We start from the raw sequence: 15,803 nt of genomic DNA, 5'->3' as shown, positions 1-15,803 counted from the left end.
AGCATAGGCGAAGCTTGGCCCTGGCGCGACCCCACAGCTTCGGTATACTGGCTTTTCATTTTCATCTACTCGGAGAGGCTGACGTTGAGCGACGATACTTCCCCCGCCGCTGTGCTTCGTAAGCGGCTTTACTGGCACTCCCGGCGCGGTATGTGGGAGCTGGATCTGCTGTTAATTCCCTTTTTAGAAAAACGCTTCGACACGCTGAGCGAAGAGGAGCAGTTGACGTATCAGCGTTTGATTGAAGAAGAGGATCAAGATTTGTTCGTTTGGCTGATGCATCGTGAGTGGCCTGAAGACCCTGACTTGCGCCATCTTGTGCAAATGATCGTTGAGCATGCTGAAACCACCGATAACACTGCTTATCGCACGCTCTAAGCTGGCAGGCGGGCTTTACGGGGCGTTGATGCTGGGGCTGGCGATACTAGCAGGTTGGGCGATAGGCCATTGGTTAGGGGTATTAACGCTAAGCATTGGTATGGCGTTGGTGTATGGCTCCTATCGTGCGCAGCCAGGTGGGGCGCTTCAGCTCACCAAGAACGGCAGCCAGATAGAGGGATGCTGGTTGCTAGCCACTGGAGAGGCGGGGCCGACATTAGGAGTTAGCTGTGACTATCTAGGGCCTTGGCTAGTAGGGCTTCGTATGGGATCACAGTGTCTCTGGTTATGGCCAGACAGTCTCCCAGGCGACAGTCAGCGCGCCCTGCGCCGATGTTTCCATCGGCCTGGTCGATAGTTTGGCAGGGCGTTAGTGCGGAAGCCCTGCTAAACGCAAACTATCTAGTGTCAGTTGAGAAGGGCCGGAGGTAGCCTGATGTTCTGGCCAGTCAATAGAGTAATGCAAACCCCGAGACTCGTGGCGTTGAGAGGCGGCCAGCACAGTGAGTTGAGCAAGCATAATGGCTTGCCTTAGTCGCATACTTTCTGGGTGCGACATCGCTTTATCTAGCTTTTCCAATTCTTTTTTGATTTCTGCCAGTGCTTCACTGGCGGCAGCAAGGCCTTGGTCGCTTCTTACTATCGATACGTATTGACTCATGACGCTGCGCATCTTGAGGCGTAGCTTTCTAAGTGCCTCTAGTTCCACGTTAATGCTGGGCTGAATGATAGGTGCTTGATGATCATCTCCTGTCTTCAGCGGCTCATTGGGTGGCGAGGGCAAGGAGAGCAGATGCCGGGCGCAGCTACGCGCATAAACCAGACACTCAAGCAGCGAATTGCTAGCCATACGGTTTGCGCCGTGGAGGCCGGTATAGGCCGTTTCGCCAATGGCATAAAGGTTGGCAACGTCGGTAGCGCCAAAGTGGTCGGTAGCGACGCCGCCACAGCTATAATGGGCGGCGGGCACAACGGGGATCGATTGGCGCGTAATATCCATTCCCCGCGAGGCGCAATGAGCCAAAATTGTAGGGAAGTGATGGCGTATTGAGGCTTCCCCTAAATGGCGTATATCTAGCCAGACGTGCCCCAGCGTGCCTTGCTGAATCTGTGCATCAATGGCTCTTGCCACCACATCTCTAGGCGCTAGCTCGGCACGTGGATCGAGGTCGGGCATAAAACGATGGCCAGCTTCGTTAAGCAGGTGGCCGCCTTCACCGCGCACCGCCTCGCTAATCAGAAAGGCTGGGCCATCCGGGTCGAATAGGCAGGTAGGATGAAACTGCTGAAACTCAAGATTGGCAAGAGTTGCTCCCAGCTCAGCCGCCATCATCATACCTTCACCGCTGCTGGGTGCTGGGGTGGTGGTGTGCCGGTATAACCCGCTTGCGCCGCCGGTAGCGAGAATGGTGTGATGGGCATAAAACGCTTGTAGGCGTTGCTCGCTATCGACACCTTGGGCGCCAATGCAGTGGCCCTCAGCGTTGCTCAGCAGGGTGAGAATCGTCAGGTCGCTGCGCTGAGTAATGCCAGGGTGGGCAGAGACTTTATTGACCAAGGTTTCAACTACCGCACGACCGGTGGCGTCATCGGCATGAATAATGCGCCGCGCGTTGTGCCCGCCTTCTCGGGTCAGGTGGTAGGGGTAGCGGGCGCTTGGATCCGGGTCGGGCGTAAACGGCACACCGTTGTCAATGAGCCATTGAATCGCCTCAGGACCATGGGTGACGGTAAAACGAACGGCGTCTTCATCGCATAGTCCATCGCCAGCGATGAGGGTATCGCGTACATGGTCGTCGAGATTGTCATCCGGAGAGAGCACTGCCGCAATGCCGCCTTGTGCCCAGCGGCTGGCTCCTTGATCATCCATTGCCGGACGTACCAGCGTGACTGACAAGTGGTCAGCAACTTCTAGCGCTAGGGTGAGGCCGGCGACGCCGCCGCCGATAATAAGTAGGTCGGTTGTTGGCGTGCTCATAGGGGCCCGCTCCTTCTTTTTGCTATCAAAAGCTGCGCGCGCAACACGCTTTCACAGGGAGGATGGCATCATAGCGTGACCACTGGCGCTTAGCGATGGTGTGGGCAAAAAAGCGAAAGGTAACTGATCGGGTGGGCGTTAAACACAAAAAAGCCGCGTAGATCAGAAGATCTCGCAGCGTCATGTTCTTACTAACAATTCATGGTGCCCGGAGCCGGACTTGAACCGGCACGGAGTTGCCTCCGAGAGATTTTAAGTCTCTTGCGTCTACCAATTTCGCCATCCGGGCAGTGTATCGGCGCTTTAACAGCAATCGCTACACTGACAATGGAGGCTGGAGTCGGAATCGAACCGGCGTACACGGAGTTGCAGTCCGCTGCATAACCACTCTGCCATCCAGCCTAACAAGTCATTGGCGTTAACCAAATGGAGCGGGAAAAGAGATTCGAACTCTCGACCCTCGCCTTGGCAAGGCGATGCTCTACCACTGAGCTATTCCCGCTCGACTCGAGGGCGAATTATACGCATCGCTGCGCGCTTGTCAAACAATCAATTTATCAACGGGTTCAAAGAGCTACTGTGCTGCTGACATTTATGCTGCCTACATTGAGCGACTAAGGTGCGGCCAAGCAGCTTTTAGATACTGAGCCATTGACCAAAGTGTGAGAGCAGCGGCAGCGTACAGAACAACCACGCCCAGTAGCGCGATTTCGTGCCCTGGCGGGAAGGCCAGCAGCACTAGAATGGCGACCATCTGCAGCGTGGTTTTTAGTTTGCCAACCCAAGAGACCGCCACCATGCCGCGTTTACCCATTTCGGCCATCCACTCCCGCAGGGCTGAAATAACGATCTCACGACCGATAATCACCAGTGCGGGCAGCGTCAGGATCAGCGTGTCAAAACGCTCAATTAACAGTGCAAGCGCCACGGCGACCATAAGTTTGTCTGCCACAGGGTCTAAAAAGGCACCGAAGGGTGTCGACTGATTCCAGCGGCGGGCCAGATAGCCATCGAGCCAGTCGGTGACCGATGCTAGGGCAAATAAACCAGCGGCAACCGGCATGCTCCAACTGAAAGGTAGATAAAACAGTACTACCAGTAGCGGGATAAAGACGATTCTTGCCAGTGTGAGTATGTTGGGTATGTTCATCGCAGGGCGCGATCCTTGCCGGAGAATCATGAAAGTCGGAGTGTAATGTGCGGGTTATTCTATCCCCCTTAGCGCATTGCATCCATGTTAAGAACAAGTTTATCCATTCAGTGCCGTATAAATGCTCTCTGCGAGGGCTGCATTAATTCCGGGCACCCTGGCTAGTTCATCACGGCTGGCCTTTTGTACGCCCTGTAGGCCACCAAAAAAGCGCAGAAGTTCACGCCGCCGTTTAGGGCCTATGCCAGGAATATCCTGCAAAGTAGACGTGCGTCGCGCTTTGTCTCGCGCTGCCCGGTGGCCTGCAATCGCAAAGCGGTGGGACTCATCGCGGATATGCTGGATTAAATGCAGTGCCGGCGAAGCCGGATCTAAAGGTAGCGGGTTATCGCTGGTCTCTAAGAAGAGAGTTTCCAGCCCGGCCTTGCGAGTGGTTCCTTTGGCAACGCCTAGTAGAATGATGTTGGTGACCGAAAGGTCGTTTAGTACCCCGCGTGCCATATTGAGCTGCCCTTTGCCGCCATCCACAATCAGAATATCGGGGGCCACTGCTTCTCCGCTTTTTACCCGCTTCAGGCGCCGCGTCAGCGCTTGTTGCATGGCGGCGTAATCATCCCCTGCTGCGATGCCTTCAATGCGGAAGTGGCGATAGTCACTTTTACGCGGGCCTTGATGGTCAAACACCACGCAAGACGCCACGGTGGCTTCGCCCTGGCTGTGGCTGATATCGAAACACTCAAGCCGCTCTGGCAGTTTTTCCAGTCCCAGCGCTTTTTGCAGTGCCTCAAACCGCTGAGTGAGCTGGGTTTTATTGGCCAGCTGTGATGCAAGCTGCTGCTCGGCGTTGGTCATGGCGAGGTGCTGCCATTGGGCGCGATGCCCGCGCACTTGGCTTGCTACTCTGACTTTTTTGCCTGCTTGCTGAGAGAGGGCATCGGCAATCAGAGTGCTATCTTCCAGCGGGAGACTAGTAATTACTTCTCCGGGTACGTTATGCGGCTGGCCAAAATAGTATTGACTAACCACTTCGGTCAGCAGCATTTCTGGCGGCAGGTCTAGATCATTCTTTGGCGTATGGTGCCGAGCACCCAGTAGACGACCATCACGCACGCTCAATATGGAGATGCCGAGTGCGCCAGGGCGTTGGGCTAAGGCGAAAACGTCTGCGTCGCCGCTCTCGTTATCTACAAACTGGCGCTGCTGCAGCTGGCGTAGCTGCTGGATTTGGTCGCGCAGGCGTGCGGCCTCTTCAAAGTTGAGCGCTTGGCTGGCTACTTCCATCTCTTGGGTTAATAGCTGGGTCACGTGCTCGCTTTTGCCTTCTAGGCACATCACCGCATGTTCCACATCCCGGCGATACTCTTCTTCTGAGATGTAATCAACACAAGGGGCGCTGCAGCGCTGAATTTGATACTGCAAGCAAGGGCGAGAGCGGTGGGCGAAAACACTGTCTTCGCAGTTACGGATGCGAAAAATTTTCTGCATCAGCGTCAGGCTCTCTTTTACGGCCCCGCTGCTGGGGTAGGGGCCCAGATAGCGGCCATCGTCGCGACGCTGGCGTGCTCGCTTATATTCCAAAGCGGGGTAGGGGTGGCGGTCAGTGACAAACACAAACGGGTAGGATTTGTCATCCCGTAGCAGGATGTTGTAGGGCGGGCGAAGCTCCTTGATTAATGTTTGTTCAAGTAGCAGTGCTTCGGTTTCGCTACGGGTGACCGTAATTTGAATATCAGCAATGCGTGCCACCATCGCCTGGGTTTTGGTATTGAGCTGGCCGCGGAAATAGCTTGCCAGCCGTGCTTTCAAACGCTTCGCTTTGCCGACATAGAGCGTGTTTTGCTCCTCATCCAGCATGCGGTAAACACCGGGTGAAGTGCTGACAGAGCTTAAAAACTGCTTGGCATCAAAAGTCATAGCTGGGCATTGGAGCTCTTAAACGGCAGAAGCTGCGATGGTAGGTCTATCCCATAGTGGCGTCAAAACCTTCGACTAGACCGTGGCGTAAGGCGAGATGGGTCAACTCGACATCACTGGTGACATGTAGCTTATCAAACAAGCGATAACGGTAGGTGTTAACGGTTTTAGGGCTAAGGTGTAGACGGTCAGAAATATCTTGTACTCGCTGACAGTTGACGATCATCAAAGCAATTTGTAGCTCGCGATCAGAGAGCTGGTTAAATGGGCTATCTTCGTCAGTGAAGTGGGCGAGTGCTAGCCGCTGTGCAATTTCTTGGCTTATATAGCGCCCGTTGCGGAAGACTTGGCGAATGGCATCGGTCATTTCCACCGCATCAGCCCCTTTGCTTAAAAAGCCCGATGCCCCGGCTTCAAGCATGCGCCTCAGGACGCTGTCCTCTAAGTGGGCGGTAAGAATGATAACCTTAATGTCAGCCAGGGTGCGATGAATACGCCGTGTGGCTTCTAGCCCGCCGATACCCGGCATGCGAATATCCATGAGGACAATGTCGGGCTTTAGTTGTCGGCACTGGGCGACGGCGCTCTCTCCATCATCCACTTCGCCCACAATTTTAATATCGGACTCTTCGTTTAGCAGGTGGGCGATGCTGGTTCTCACCAGGTGGTGATCATCGGCAATTAAAACGTTGATCAAAGGTCTGGCTCCTGCAGGTAATCATCGTGGACTCAAGCGATACGCACGCTGCGAACCTATAGAGTGCCACAGCTCTCAGCAAAGGAGAATTAGATGATGCTGGTTTGCTTTAATGCTTGACTCTTACAGTACTGTGAATTAGTATTCGCTCCGCTGCACGAAACTGGCAGCATGTGGGGCCTTAGCTCAGCTGGGAGAGCGCAACACTGGCAGTGTTGAGGTCAGCGGTTCGATCCCGCTAGGCTCCACCAATATTTCTAAACGCTACGTTATTTATAACGTGGCGTTTTTTTATGCTTGCTTTGTACCCGGTGTAGTGGCGTTTGCTTTCGAGGGCGTTGTGCACAAGCCCGCCCTGCAAAGCATACAGGGCGGGATAGAGGTTAGGCGATAGAGGTTATGCGTCGACTTTGCCTAGCAATAAAAACTCGATCAATGCTTTTTGAGCGTGTAGGCGGTTGCCGGCTTCCTGCCATACTACTGCCCTTGGGTCGTCCAGCAGCGTGAGGCTGATCTCTTCGCCTCGATGGGCAGGCAAGCAGTGTAAAAACAGCACGTCAGATTGAGCGGAGTCGAGCAGAGCTTCAGTTACCTGGAAGCCTGCAAAGTCGGCTTCTCGTTTTGCCTGCTCCTCTTCCTGGCCCATGGAAGCCCATACGTCAGTAGTGATTAAGTCAGCACCTTTAGCCGCTTCTTGTGGGTCGTGGAGCAGGGTGACGCAGTCACCCGCAGCGGCCATGATATCTTCGCGTGGTTCATAGCCTTCCGGGCAGCAGACCCGCAGATGAAAGCCGAACTGGCGGGCGGCGTTGATCCAGGAGTGGCACATATTATTGCCATCGCCAATCCACACCGCGGTGCGACCTTTGACACTACCGCGCAGCTCTGTCCAGGTCATCACATCTGCCAGTAGTTGGCAGGGGTGGTAGTCGTCGCTTAGGGCATTAATCACCGGCACGCTGCTGGCGCTGGCATAGGTTTCCAGGCCTTGGTGGGAGAAGGTGCGAATCATGACTGCATCCACCATCTCAGAGAGCACGCGTGCGGTGTCTTCGATTGGCTCACCACGGCCAAGCTGGGTATCACGAGGAGAGAGGAAGAGCGCATGGCCACCAAATTGCGCCATGCCTGTTTCAAAAGAGACGCGGGTTCGGGTGGACGATTTTTCAAAAATCATCGCCAGCGTGCGGTTTGGTAGCGGCGTGTACACCGGGCCATTAGCTTTAAGATCCGTTTTGATCTTAATGGCACGCTGGATCAAATACGCCAGCTCATCTGGGGTCAAATCCAATAGGGTAAGGAAATGGCGTGTCGCCATGGACTTCTCTCCGCGCAAAAACACCATCCTAGCGATGCGGCAGGGGATGCGCAACGCGGGCGGCATGCGTAGAATGGCGCCCACGCGTTAAGGCCGAGTAGTTTGCTCGGGTATTGGTGTAATCACCAATCCATGGCATTACTAGGTCGTGGGGTTAAAGCCAGTTGACGAATTGCGTAAACTGGCTTGGATCACATCACTTGTTTAGGAGCACATCATGAGCACCACTGCCGAAAATATTCAGCGTCAAATCAGCGAAAACCCGATTTTGATCTACATGAAAGGCACCCCCCAACTGCCCCAGTGCGGTTTCTCTGCACAGACCGTGCAGGCGCTGATGAGCTGCGGCGAACGTTTTGCCTTCGTCAACGTATTGGATAACCCGGATATCCGTGCTGAGCTGCCGAAAATTGCCAACTGGCCGACCTTTCCCCAGCTATGGGTAGAAGGCGAGCTGGTAGGCGGCTGCGATATTGTGATTGAAATGCATCAAAACGGTGAGCTTGAAAAGTTGGTAAAAGAAGCCGCCCAACGTGCTGGTGCCGCTGAAGGTGGCGATAACGCCTAAGCGTAACGCCTCATGCCGCTCGGCATCTGCCGGGCGGTTGGCGGGCTGCGGTGCAGCCGCTAGAATGGTGTTCTATGAAGCACCAACAATTAGCATCTACGGTTTACGATAGGCTGTTTAGCATCGACAGTCAGCCCGCCTAAGGAAGTTTTGCTCAATGAGCTATCAGGTTCTGGCCCGCAAATGGCGGCCGCGTACATTCCACGAGCTCGTGGGCCAGGCCCATGTTCAACGCGCCTTGGTCAATGCCCTTGATCAGGGCCGCTTACACCACGCTTACCTGTTTACTGGCACGCGTGGCGTCGGCAAAACCACGCTGGCGCGCATTTTGGCGAAATGCCTTAACTGTACCGCTAATGGGCGCGGGGATGAGGGAATTACCTCGACACCCTGCGGTCAGTGCGATAGTTGCCAAGCCATCGATGAAGGCCGTTTTGTCGACCTGATCGAAGTCGACGCTGCTTCGCGAACCAAAGTAGAAGATACCCGCGAACTGCTCGATAACGTTCAGTACGCGCCTACCCAAGGGCGCTACAAGGTATACCTCATTGATGAGGTGCACATGCTCTCCACCAGCAGCTTTAATGCGCTGCTTAAAACGCTGGAAGAGCCGCCACCCCATGTAAAATTTCTGTTAGCGACCACCGATCCGCAGAAGCTCCCCGCCACGGTACTATCCCGCTGTTTGCAGTTTACGCTCAAGCATATGCCGCCTGAGCGGGTAGTCGAGCACTTAACTTATGTGCTGGGCGAAGAGGGGGTTGAGTATGATGAAAGCGCGTTGTGGCTGTTAGGCAAGGCTGCTGAAGGCTCCATGCGCGATGCAATGAGCCTGACTGATCAAGCCATTGCCTTTGGCCAAGGGGCTGTGCGCCATGCTGATGTAGCGGCAATGCTGGGCACGTTGGATCATCGCCATGTGCTGGCCTTGGTTGAAGCGCTGGCAGCGGTAGATGTTCAGAAGTTGCTGGCAGAAGTGGCCCAGCTAGCCGAGCAGGGACCTGATTTTGCCGCCGTGCTAGATGAGTTAACTGCCATACTCCACCGCTTGGCCGTGGCGCAAATGGTGCCGGATGCAGTGGATAATAGCCACGGAGACCGAGCGCAAATTCAGCAGCTGGCCAGCCGTTTTACCGCTGAAGATATCCAGCTCTACTACCAGATTGGTATCCAGGGGCGTGGCGATATGGTACACGCCCCAGACTTGCGTAGTGCTCTGGAGATGACGCTGTTACGGATGCTGGCTTTCCGCCCTCAGGGCGTTCCCAAGCCACCTGCGACGCCGCTGCCGCTACGCCCTGAGCCTGCGCCTTCAGCAGATGCAACGCCAGCCCCCGCAACACCGCCAAGCGCCCCTGTGTTAGCGGAGCCAGCCGCAAAAAAGCCTGAGCCTGCACCCGCCGCTGCCGAGGCTGAGCCTGCGGTGCAGGCAGCTCCACCAAGTGAGGCGCCCGAGGCATTAGAGCCGCAATATGATGCGCCGCCGCCCTGGTCGCTTGAAGAGGTAGAAAGCGCCGCTACGCTCTCGCCAGAGCCAGAGCCAGAGCCAGAGCCAGAGCCAGAGCCAGAGCCAGAGCCAGAGCCAGAGCCAGAGCCAGAGCCAGAGCCAGAGCCCGCTTCATCCTCTAAGGTGGCGCCTTCCTCTCTCTCGGCTGAATCGCTGGCCTCGGGAGATCTCTTAAACCACGCCGCATGGCTGGCTTGTTTTGACGCCTTAGGTTTAGGCGGGCTAACGCGTAACTTGGCGGCACATTGCCAGTTAGACAGTGATGACGGTGGCACTGTGGTGCTGAGGCTTGACCCCAGCCAGTCCGCCATGAAGGCCGAGGTTCATAACGGGCGCATTGAGCGCGCGCTGAAAGAGATCGGCATACCAAGAAGGGTTCAGTTCAGCGTGGCTGAACTTGACGCCACGCTGGAAACACCCCGGCAACAGGAAGAGCGTTTACAGCAAGAACGCCATGCGCAGGCTGTTGATCTATTGCATCACGACCCCAATATTCAGAAGTTGCAGCAGGCGTTTGGGGCTACGCTAATTGAGTCAACCGTAAAACCAGCGCCAGAGCCACGTTCCTAACGGCCGACGGCTACCAACTCGCTTATTAATGATTTAGGAGAAGACCGCATGTTTAAAGGCGGAATGGGCAACATCATGAAGCAAGCCCAAGAAATGCAGGAAAAAATGCAGCGCGTTCAAGAAGAAGTGGCCAAAGCTGAAGTGCACGGCGAAGCGGGTGCGGGCATGGTAAAAATTATCATGAACGGTCGCCATGATGTCAGCGATGTCACGATCGACCCCAGCGTGCTGGAAGAGGATAAAGAGCTGCTTGAAGATTTGCTGGCGGCAGCGGTCAACGATGCTGTACGCAAAGTAGAAGCGAACTCCAAAGCGAAAATGGAAGAAGCAACAGCCGGTTTAAATCTACCGCCCGGCTTTAAGATGCCGTTCTAAACCATGCGCTTTTCTCCGCTTGTTGAGCAATTGATGGACGCGTTTCGCGTGTTGCCAGGCGTTGGGCCAAAAACGGCTCAGCGCATGGCGATGCATTTACTAGAGCGTGAACGCCCAGGTGGCCAGCGATTAGCCGCAGTGATTCAGCAGGCGATAGAGGAAGTAGGCTACTGCCAGCGCTGCCGTACGCTCACCGAAGCCGATATTTGCGCGCTGTGCGAGAGCTCTCGCCGTGATGATGCACTGTTGTGCGTGGTTGAATCGCCCGCAGACCAGCTAGCGATTGAAGAGGCTGGCGGTTTTCAAGGGCGCTATTTTGTACTGCATGGTCACCTTTCACCGCTAGATGGTATTGGCCCGGAAGCTATCGGGCTGGAGTTGCTCGAAAGCCGTGTAGCTGAAGGCAATATTCGTGAAGTCGTTCTTGCTACTAACCCTACGGTAGAGGGTGAGGCGACAGCGCATTACATTGCCTCTCAGCTTGCGCATTACGGTGTATCCTTTTCTCGTCTCGCCTATGGCGTGCCGATGGGCGGTGAGTTGGAGTATGTGGATGGCGGTACATTAAGCCGCGCTTTTAATGGTCGCCAGCCCTTTGCTAGCGATTAATGCTGATAATAAACGCAAGCGCTGATGCGGTTGTGCCAACCCGGAAGATTGCTTTGTCCTCTTCAACTTCTGCTTTGTATCAATGGATTGATAGCGCCGAGGCGTTAGACGCCGCCTGTGAACAGGTTTCCGGTGCCAGCGTTATTGCCTTAGACACCGAGTTTTTCCGCGAGAATACGTTTTTCCCCATACCGGCGCTGATTCAGTTTGCCAGTCATGAAGTGGCATATTTAGTCGACCCGTTATCAACACCCTGCACCAACGCTTTTAAAGCGCTATTGCAAAATAGCGCGGTGAAGCTGCTGCATGCCTGCAGTGAAGATTTAGAAGTCTTCCAACACTGGGCGGGCGTGTTGCCTACGCCGCTGGTGGATACCCAGGTGGCGCAAGCCTTCTTAGGCGAAAATCCTGGCATGGGTTACCAAAAACTCGTAGAGCACTGGGTAGGCGAAACGCTTCCCAAAGAGGAGACACGCTCTAATTGGCTGGAGCGTCCGTTAACGTCTTCTCAATGTGAGTACGCCGCGCTAGACGTGATTTACTTGCTTAAAGTGTGGCAGCTTCAGGCGGAAAAACTCGACGCCTTAGGGCGGCGTGAGTGGTTGGACAGCGAGTGCGCCAGCTTGATCGAACAGGCAGGACGCAGCGTTGAAAACGACGGCCAGTGGTATACCCGCCAGCGCCAGCTTTGGCGTTTGACGCCTCGCCAGCTTGAGGCCTACCGACTAATGACGATTTGGCGCGAGGGCGAAACCCGCCGTCGAGATTTACCGCGTAATTGGCTGGTGAGCGATAAGCTGCTGTTCGTTGTGGCAGAAAAAATGCCCAAAAACCGCTATGAGCTAGCCGAGGTTGAGGGCATTAAGCCGCCGCTGGTCAAAAAAGAGGGCGATGCTCTACTGGCGCTAGTGAAGCAGGCCCAGCACTGTCCAGAAAACGACTTACCTACGCGTTGGCCAGACCCCATGCAGCCTGCGTTTAAGCGCCGTTTCAAGGCGATTAAGGGAGTGGTTGCCGAAAAAGCAGCGGCTCTTAATATTGCTCCGGAAATGTTGCTGCGTCGCCGGGATATTGAGGCGCTGGTCATGCAGCGGCTTGCACACCAGCCATTACAAGAACTGAGTGGTTGGCGCGATACCTGCTTAACGCAAGCTATTCATCAGGCGCTTGAGGAGTCATCTTTATGAGCGAAAAACTGCTATGCGAGATTTTTAAAAGCTCGCGCAAAGACGAAATGTACCTCTACGTGGATAAGCGTAAAGGAATGGAGACAGTGCCTGAGGCGCTGATGGAGACCTTTGGTAAGCCGGTTCCTGTGCTAACGATGATTCTGACTGCTGATAAGCCGCTTGCCCGCGTGAAGGCTGCCGATGTGATGGCTGCGATTGAGGAACAGGGATTTTACCTACAAATGCCGCCTGCCAAAGAGCCCTATTTACTAGACATTCATCGCGCTCAGACGACAGATCGCTCGTGAGTTATCGGCGCATTAGCGTGGCGCAAAAGCGATGAACTTTCTTGCCCACGCATGGCTGGCTCAGCCGGGGGACGACGGCTTTCTTTACGGTAATTTGATTGCCGATGGCGTGAAAGGCAGCGACCTTTCTGCTTGGTCGCCAAGCGTTGCCTGTGGCATTCGCCACCATCGGCGAGTTGATGCCTGGGTAGACCAGCACCCTAGCGTTATGATGGCCAAGCACCGCGCTCCTCAGGCTCAAAGACGCTATGCGGGCATTGCGCTGGATGTTGTGTGGGATCATTTTATTTCTCGCCAGCAGGAGGGGGCTAGTCAACATCAGCTGATTGATCGCTGCTATCGATTACTCAGCGCGTGGCCCGCGCCACAACGTCTAGCGACGATGATGCCGGTGCTGGTTGAGCACGACTGGTTGCGCCGTTACGCTGATTTTGATTTTACATGTCGTGCGGTGGCGGGCATCGGGCAGCGCCTTTCCGGCCCCAACCGTCTGGCTGAATTAGTGCCCTGGCTGCGTGAAGACTACACTGCTTTAGAGGCGGATTTCAGCGTGTTATGGGGTGAGTGCCGGGAGGCGCTGACCAGTGATGGTAAGACAAGCTGAGATTAGCTGGCTGCTATAGCCTGCCTAACGTTAATGTTTAACCGAGGTGATTAGACGATGGAAACCGCGTTGCGCGAGCGCTTCTGGGAACGCTATTCGTTGGAAGAGCTAACGCCTCCAGAATGGGAAGCCCTGTGTGACGGCTGCGGTCAGTGCTGTTTGCTAAAGCTGCATGATGATGAGACGCAAGAGCTGGCCATTCTTAACGTAGCGTGCCGCCTGCTGGATACTCATAGCTGCCAGTGCAGCGATTATGAAAACCGCTTTGAGAGCGTGCCTGACTGCACCCAGCTGACCCCAGCGCTGGTAAAAGAGTTTACCTGGTTGCCGCAAACCTGTGGGTACCGACGAGTGGCGGAAGGTCGCAAGCTGGCAGGATGGCATCCATTACTAAGTAACGATGCTGAACGAGTCCATCGAAAAGGCATCAGCGTCAGAGGGTTTGCTGTGTCCCAAGATGAGGTGCCAGAAAGGCAACTCGAAGAGCATATAATTGCCGTTCTTCCTATGTCGTGATTTTCATGTTTGAGCCCCTGCCGTAGCCTTCCTTGGCGTACGCTTAGACCGCTGGCGAATGCACTGTTAGCTAGCGGTTTTCGTTTTGCTGCTATCCCAAATCGTTAAAAAAGCCTCTTTAAGAGCCGAGGGTTGCGGCTTGGCAGCGGTTTTTTTGGTTGCCTGAGTGTTAGCGGGCTTCGTTGGGGTATCCCAAATGGTGGGAAACTGTTCCTGATATTTCATCGTGTTACTCCTAATGATCAGCTATATAGACGTTGGTATATAAAACTTATGGCTAGTATGCCGTAAAAATTATTTTATGGAAAGTATTTTCATAAAATAAATGGCGTAAAAAAAGCAGCGCCTTGGCGCTGCGAGTGGTTGTATTGGTGGCTGTGTTAAAGCGCGTTTTGCTGCTGTACTGCTAACCAGTGGGTCAGAGGCTCAAATGGCATGGGTTTGGCAAACAAGAAGCCTTGCAGTACATCGCAATTCAGTGCCAGGAGGTGTTGCTGCTGCGCGCTGGTTTCTACGCCTTCGGCTACCACGTTCAGTTCCAGGTGATGTGCCAGTGCAATAATCCCCTGTACGACCGCCGCATCCTTGCTGCTTTCGACAATATTCAAGATAAAGCTGCGATCTATTTTGATTTTGTCGATGGGTAGATGGCGCAGATAGCTCAGACTGGAAAACCCAGTGCCAAAATCATCAATGGTAATACTGATCCCCATGCCGCGCAGTGCATGGAGCGTATCAATAGCCGCCTCGGTGTCATTCATTAAAATACCCTCGGTGAGCTCAAGCTCCAGCGCCGTGGGAGGTAAGCCGGTGACCTCAAGGGTTTTGCGTAACGAGCTTAAAAAGCTGGGACGATGAAACTGCATCGGAGAAAGATTTACCGCCATTCGGCAATGATTGGGTAATAGTGGCTGTAGCTTTAAAAAATCTTTGGCAGCGCGCTCCATTACCCACTGGCTTAAGCCAATGATCTGCCCCGTCTCTTCGGCAATCGGAATAAAGAGCCCAGGTGAAATGGGGCCTTTGACGGGGTGGTTCCAACGGACTAACGCCTCGAAGCCGTGTATGTCGCCATCGCGGGTTAGTAGCGGCTGGTAGTGCAGTTCAAACTGCTCTTGAGTAATGGCCTCTTGTAAATCATTGCGCAATGTTACCCGCTGGGTGAGTTTTTGATTAATGTCGTAGGTAAAGGTTTGCAGCGTATTGCGGCCTTGCTGCTTGGCTTTATACATCGCCATATCCGCCTGCTGTAGCAGGGCCGCTGGATTTTCAAGCGCTTCATCACTTAGCGCAATGCCGATACTGGCAGAAAGATATAATTCATGACGGTCGATGCGATAGGGTTGTGCCAGCTCCAGCAGCAGGCGTTCAGCAACTTCCTGAGCATGGTGAGGATCATCTAAATCGGGCAGTAGCAGTACAAACTCGTCGCCACCAAAGCGACACAGCGTATCGGAAGGGCGGATGGCTTCCTCTAAACGTCTTGCCACATGAATCAAGACTTGGTCACCGACAGCATGACCGAGAGTGTCATTAATAGGTTTAAATTCGTCCAAATCAATAAACAACACCGCTAGCTGTTGGTGATGGCGTCTTGCCAAATCTACATCGTGTTGTAAGCGGTCTTCAAAAAGCGCGCGATTGCCAAGCCCAGTCAAAGCATCGTGGGTGGCGTGAAAAGCCAACTCATTTTCATGATCTTTATATTCTGAAATATCGTTAATAATGCCGACAAAGTGGGTGGCGTGACCATCGTTGGCTCGTACAGGTGAAATAAACACATTGTTCCAGAAGGCGCGTCCATCTTTGCGGTAGTTACGAATGGTCAAGCTGATATCGCGCTGCTGAACAAGGGCTTGGCGAATGTCGTTGATCTGAGCAGGGTCTGTATCTGGGCCTTGCAGAAAACGGCAGTTGCGGTTTTGTACTTCTTCTAACTCGTAGCCGGTAATCTCTACAAAAGCAGGGTTAACGTAGATGATCGGAAAATCTTCTGATCGTGCTTCACAAATCAGTACACCGTTGCTGTGAATCGCCCCGGGTATTCTAGACACCTCCAGGCCTTATACTAAAGGTATCTAGGAGGATCCATGAGCCGTCCCCGTTACACTGAAGAATTCAAAATCGAAGCCGTTAAGCAGG

The 15,803-nt window shown here is 54.1% G+C and carries 16 protein-coding genes and 4 tRNA genes; 11 read left to right on the top strand and 9 right to left on the bottom strand.

Annotated features, from left to right (window positions below; translation table 11 throughout):
• Window positions 1-84 precede the first annotated feature (84 nt).
• Both ACIGG6_RS04060 and ACIGG6_RS04055 read left to right on the top strand, forming a co-directional pair.
• Entirely contained in the window at window positions 85-378 is a 294-nt protein-coding gene (locus ACIGG6_RS04060; protein WP_044628108.1) for an FAD assembly factor SdhE, read from the top strand.
• Window positions 338-736 carry a hypothetical protein gene (locus ACIGG6_RS04055; protein WP_399842468.1) on the top strand — a complete coding sequence of 133 codons (399 nt, stop codon included), beginning with the start codon at window positions 338-340 and terminating at the stop codon, window positions 734-736. The genes ACIGG6_RS04060 and ACIGG6_RS04055 overlap by 41 nt, the downstream gene beginning before the upstream one ends.
• A 12-nt stretch (window positions 737-748) precedes the next feature.
• Here the strand turns inward: ACIGG6_RS04055 and nadB are convergent, their stop codons facing one another.
• The 7 genes from nadB to uvrY all read right to left on the bottom strand — a co-directional run bounded on the left by nadB (window position 749) and on the right by uvrY (window position 6,117).
• Window positions 749-2,356 (bottom strand): L-aspartate oxidase, encoded by a 1,608-nt coding sequence (gene nadB / locus ACIGG6_RS04050; protein ID WP_399842466.1) that lies wholly within the window; start codon window positions 2,354-2,356, stop codon window positions 749-751.
• Between the two features lie 202 nt (window positions 2,357-2,558).
• Window positions 2,559-2,645, bottom strand: a tRNA-Leu gene (locus ACIGG6_RS04045).
• A 39-nt stretch (window positions 2,646-2,684) separates the two neighbouring features.
• Window positions 2,685-2,758 (bottom strand) — tRNA-Cys (locus tag ACIGG6_RS04040).
• Between the two features lie 25 nt (window positions 2,759-2,783).
• Window positions 2,784-2,858 (bottom strand) — tRNA-Gly (locus ACIGG6_RS04035).
• 99 nt (window positions 2,859-2,957) lie between these two features.
• Window positions 2,958-3,506 carry a CDP-diacylglycerol--glycerol-3-phosphate 3-phosphatidyltransferase gene (gene pgsA / locus ACIGG6_RS04030; RefSeq protein ID WP_044628106.1) on the bottom strand — a complete coding sequence of 183 codons (549 nt, stop codon included), beginning with the start codon at window positions 3,504-3,506 and terminating at the stop codon, window positions 2,958-2,960.
• A gap of 99 nt (window positions 3,507-3,605) precedes the next feature.
• Window positions 3,606-5,420 (bottom strand): excinuclease ABC subunit UvrC, encoded by a 1,815-nt coding sequence (gene uvrC / locus ACIGG6_RS04025; RefSeq protein WP_399842465.1) that lies wholly within the window; start codon window positions 5,418-5,420, stop codon window positions 3,606-3,608.
• Window positions 5,421-5,466: 46 nt separating this feature from the next.
• Window positions 5,467-6,117 carry a UvrY/SirA/GacA family response regulator transcription factor gene (gene uvrY / locus ACIGG6_RS04020; RefSeq protein WP_058576295.1) on the bottom strand — a complete coding sequence of 217 codons (651 nt, stop codon included), beginning with the start codon at window positions 6,115-6,117 and terminating at the stop codon, window positions 5,467-5,469.
• Between the two features lie 175 nt (window positions 6,118-6,292).
• Between uvrY and ACIGG6_RS04015 the strand changes: the two genes are divergently transcribed.
• Window positions 6,293-6,368: transfer RNA gene (locus ACIGG6_RS04015), tRNA-Ala, on the top strand.
• A gap of 146 nt (window positions 6,369-6,514) precedes the next feature.
• Here ACIGG6_RS04015 and argF read toward each other — a convergent pair.
• Complete coding sequence (gene argF, locus ACIGG6_RS04010) at window positions 6,515-7,435, bottom strand: ornithine carbamoyltransferase (protein WP_044630133.1); 921 nt, start codon at window positions 7,433-7,435, stop codon at window positions 6,515-6,517.
• Between the two features lie 217 nt (window positions 7,436-7,652).
• Here argF and grxD point away from each other — a divergent pair, with 217 nt between their 5' ends.
• The 8 genes from grxD to ACIGG6_RS03970 all read left to right on the top strand — a co-directional run bounded on the left by grxD (window position 7,653) and on the right by ACIGG6_RS03970 (window position 13,661).
• Window positions 7,653-8,003 carry a Grx4 family monothiol glutaredoxin gene (gene grxD / locus ACIGG6_RS04005; protein WP_044630132.1) on the top strand — a complete coding sequence of 117 codons (351 nt, stop codon included), beginning with the start codon at window positions 7,653-7,655 and terminating at the stop codon, window positions 8,001-8,003.
• 157 nt (window positions 8,004-8,160) lie between these two features.
• Window positions 8,161-10,080, top strand: coding sequence for a DNA polymerase III subunit gamma/tau (gene dnaX, locus ACIGG6_RS04000; protein ID WP_399842461.1), 1,920 nt, complete (start codon window positions 8,161-8,163; stop codon window positions 10,078-10,080).
• A 48-nt stretch (window positions 10,081-10,128) separates the two neighbouring features.
• Entirely contained in the window at window positions 10,129-10,455 is a 327-nt protein-coding gene (locus ACIGG6_RS03995; protein ID WP_253501291.1) for a YbaB/EbfC family nucleoid-associated protein, read from the top strand.
• Window positions 10,456-10,458: 3 nt separating this feature from the next.
• Window positions 10,459-11,064: a recombination mediator RecR gene (recR, locus tag ACIGG6_RS03990; protein ID WP_044630129.1), complete on the top strand. Its 606-nt coding sequence runs from the start codon at window positions 10,459-10,461 to the stop codon at window positions 11,062-11,064.
• 53 nt (window positions 11,065-11,117) lie between these two features.
• Complete coding sequence (rnd, locus tag ACIGG6_RS03985) at window positions 11,118-12,251, top strand: ribonuclease D (protein ID WP_399842458.1); 1,134 nt, start codon at window positions 11,118-11,120, stop codon at window positions 12,249-12,251.
• Window positions 12,248-12,541: a YcgL domain-containing protein gene (locus ACIGG6_RS03980; protein ID WP_253506830.1), complete on the top strand. Its 294-nt coding sequence runs from the start codon at window positions 12,248-12,250 to the stop codon at window positions 12,539-12,541. The genes rnd and ACIGG6_RS03980 overlap by 4 nt, the downstream gene beginning before the upstream one ends.
• Window positions 12,542-12,572: 31 nt before the next feature.
• Window positions 12,573-13,145 (top strand): acyl carrier protein phosphodiesterase, encoded by a 573-nt coding sequence (locus tag ACIGG6_RS03975; protein WP_399842455.1) that lies wholly within the window; start codon window positions 12,573-12,575, stop codon window positions 13,143-13,145.
• A 57-nt stretch (window positions 13,146-13,202) separates the two neighbouring features.
• Window positions 13,203-13,661, top strand: a complete 459-nt coding sequence (locus ACIGG6_RS03970; protein WP_044630126.1) for a YcgN family cysteine cluster protein — start codon at window positions 13,203-13,205, stop codon at window positions 13,659-13,661.
• Window positions 13,662-14,041: 380 nt separating this feature from the next.
• On the opposite strand, the gene ACIGG6_RS03965 is transcribed toward ACIGG6_RS03970, so the two are convergent.
• Window positions 14,042-15,715 (bottom strand): putative bifunctional diguanylate cyclase/phosphodiesterase, encoded by a 1,674-nt coding sequence (locus ACIGG6_RS03965; protein ID WP_399842453.1) that lies wholly within the window; start codon window positions 15,713-15,715, stop codon window positions 14,042-14,044.
• Window positions 15,716-15,803: the final 88 nt, after the last annotated feature.

It is taken from the genome of Vreelandella lionensis, from assembly GCF_044543515.1.
Classification (GTDB): domain Bacteria; phylum Pseudomonadota; class Gammaproteobacteria; order Pseudomonadales; family Halomonadaceae; genus Vreelandella; species Vreelandella lionensis.
This window is presented reverse-complemented; position numbering and strand designations above follow the sequence as displayed.

Excerpts from the sequence above, each read along its gene's own strand:
- ACIGG6_RS04055 (WP_399842468.1), top strand. The coding sequence starts at position 338 with ATGCTGAAACCACCGATAACACTGCTTATCGCACGCTCTAAGCTGGCA.
- nadB (WP_399842466.1), bottom strand. The coding sequence starts at position 2,356 with ATGAGCACGCCAACAACCGACCTACTTATTATCGGCGGCGGCGTCGCC.
- pgsA (WP_044628106.1), bottom strand. The coding sequence starts at position 3,506 with ATGAACATACCCAACATACTCACACTGGCAAGAATCGTCTTTATCCCG.
- uvrC (WP_399842465.1), bottom strand. The coding sequence starts at position 5,420 with ATGACTTTTGATGCCAAGCAGTTTTTAAGCTCTGTCAGCACTTCACCC.
- argF (WP_044630133.1), bottom strand. The coding sequence starts at position 7,435 with ATGGCGACACGCCATTTCCTTACCCTATTGGATTTGACCCCAGATGAG.
- grxD (WP_044630132.1), top strand. The coding sequence starts at position 7,653 with ATGAGCACCACTGCCGAAAATATTCAGCGTCAAATCAGCGAAAACCCG.
- dnaX (WP_399842461.1), top strand. The coding sequence starts at position 8,161 with ATGAGCTATCAGGTTCTGGCCCGCAAATGGCGGCCGCGTACATTCCAC.
- ACIGG6_RS03995 (WP_253501291.1), top strand. The coding sequence starts at position 10,129 with ATGTTTAAAGGCGGAATGGGCAACATCATGAAGCAAGCCCAAGAAATG.
- recR (WP_044630129.1), top strand. The coding sequence starts at position 10,459 with ATGCGCTTTTCTCCGCTTGTTGAGCAATTGATGGACGCGTTTCGCGTG.
- ACIGG6_RS03980 (WP_253506830.1), top strand. The coding sequence starts at position 12,248 with ATGAGCGAAAAACTGCTATGCGAGATTTTTAAAAGCTCGCGCAAAGAC.
- ACIGG6_RS03975 (WP_399842455.1), top strand. The coding sequence starts at position 12,573 with ATGAACTTTCTTGCCCACGCATGGCTGGCTCAGCCGGGGGACGACGGC.
- ACIGG6_RS03970 (WP_044630126.1), top strand. The coding sequence starts at position 13,203 with ATGGAAACCGCGTTGCGCGAGCGCTTCTGGGAACGCTATTCGTTGGAA.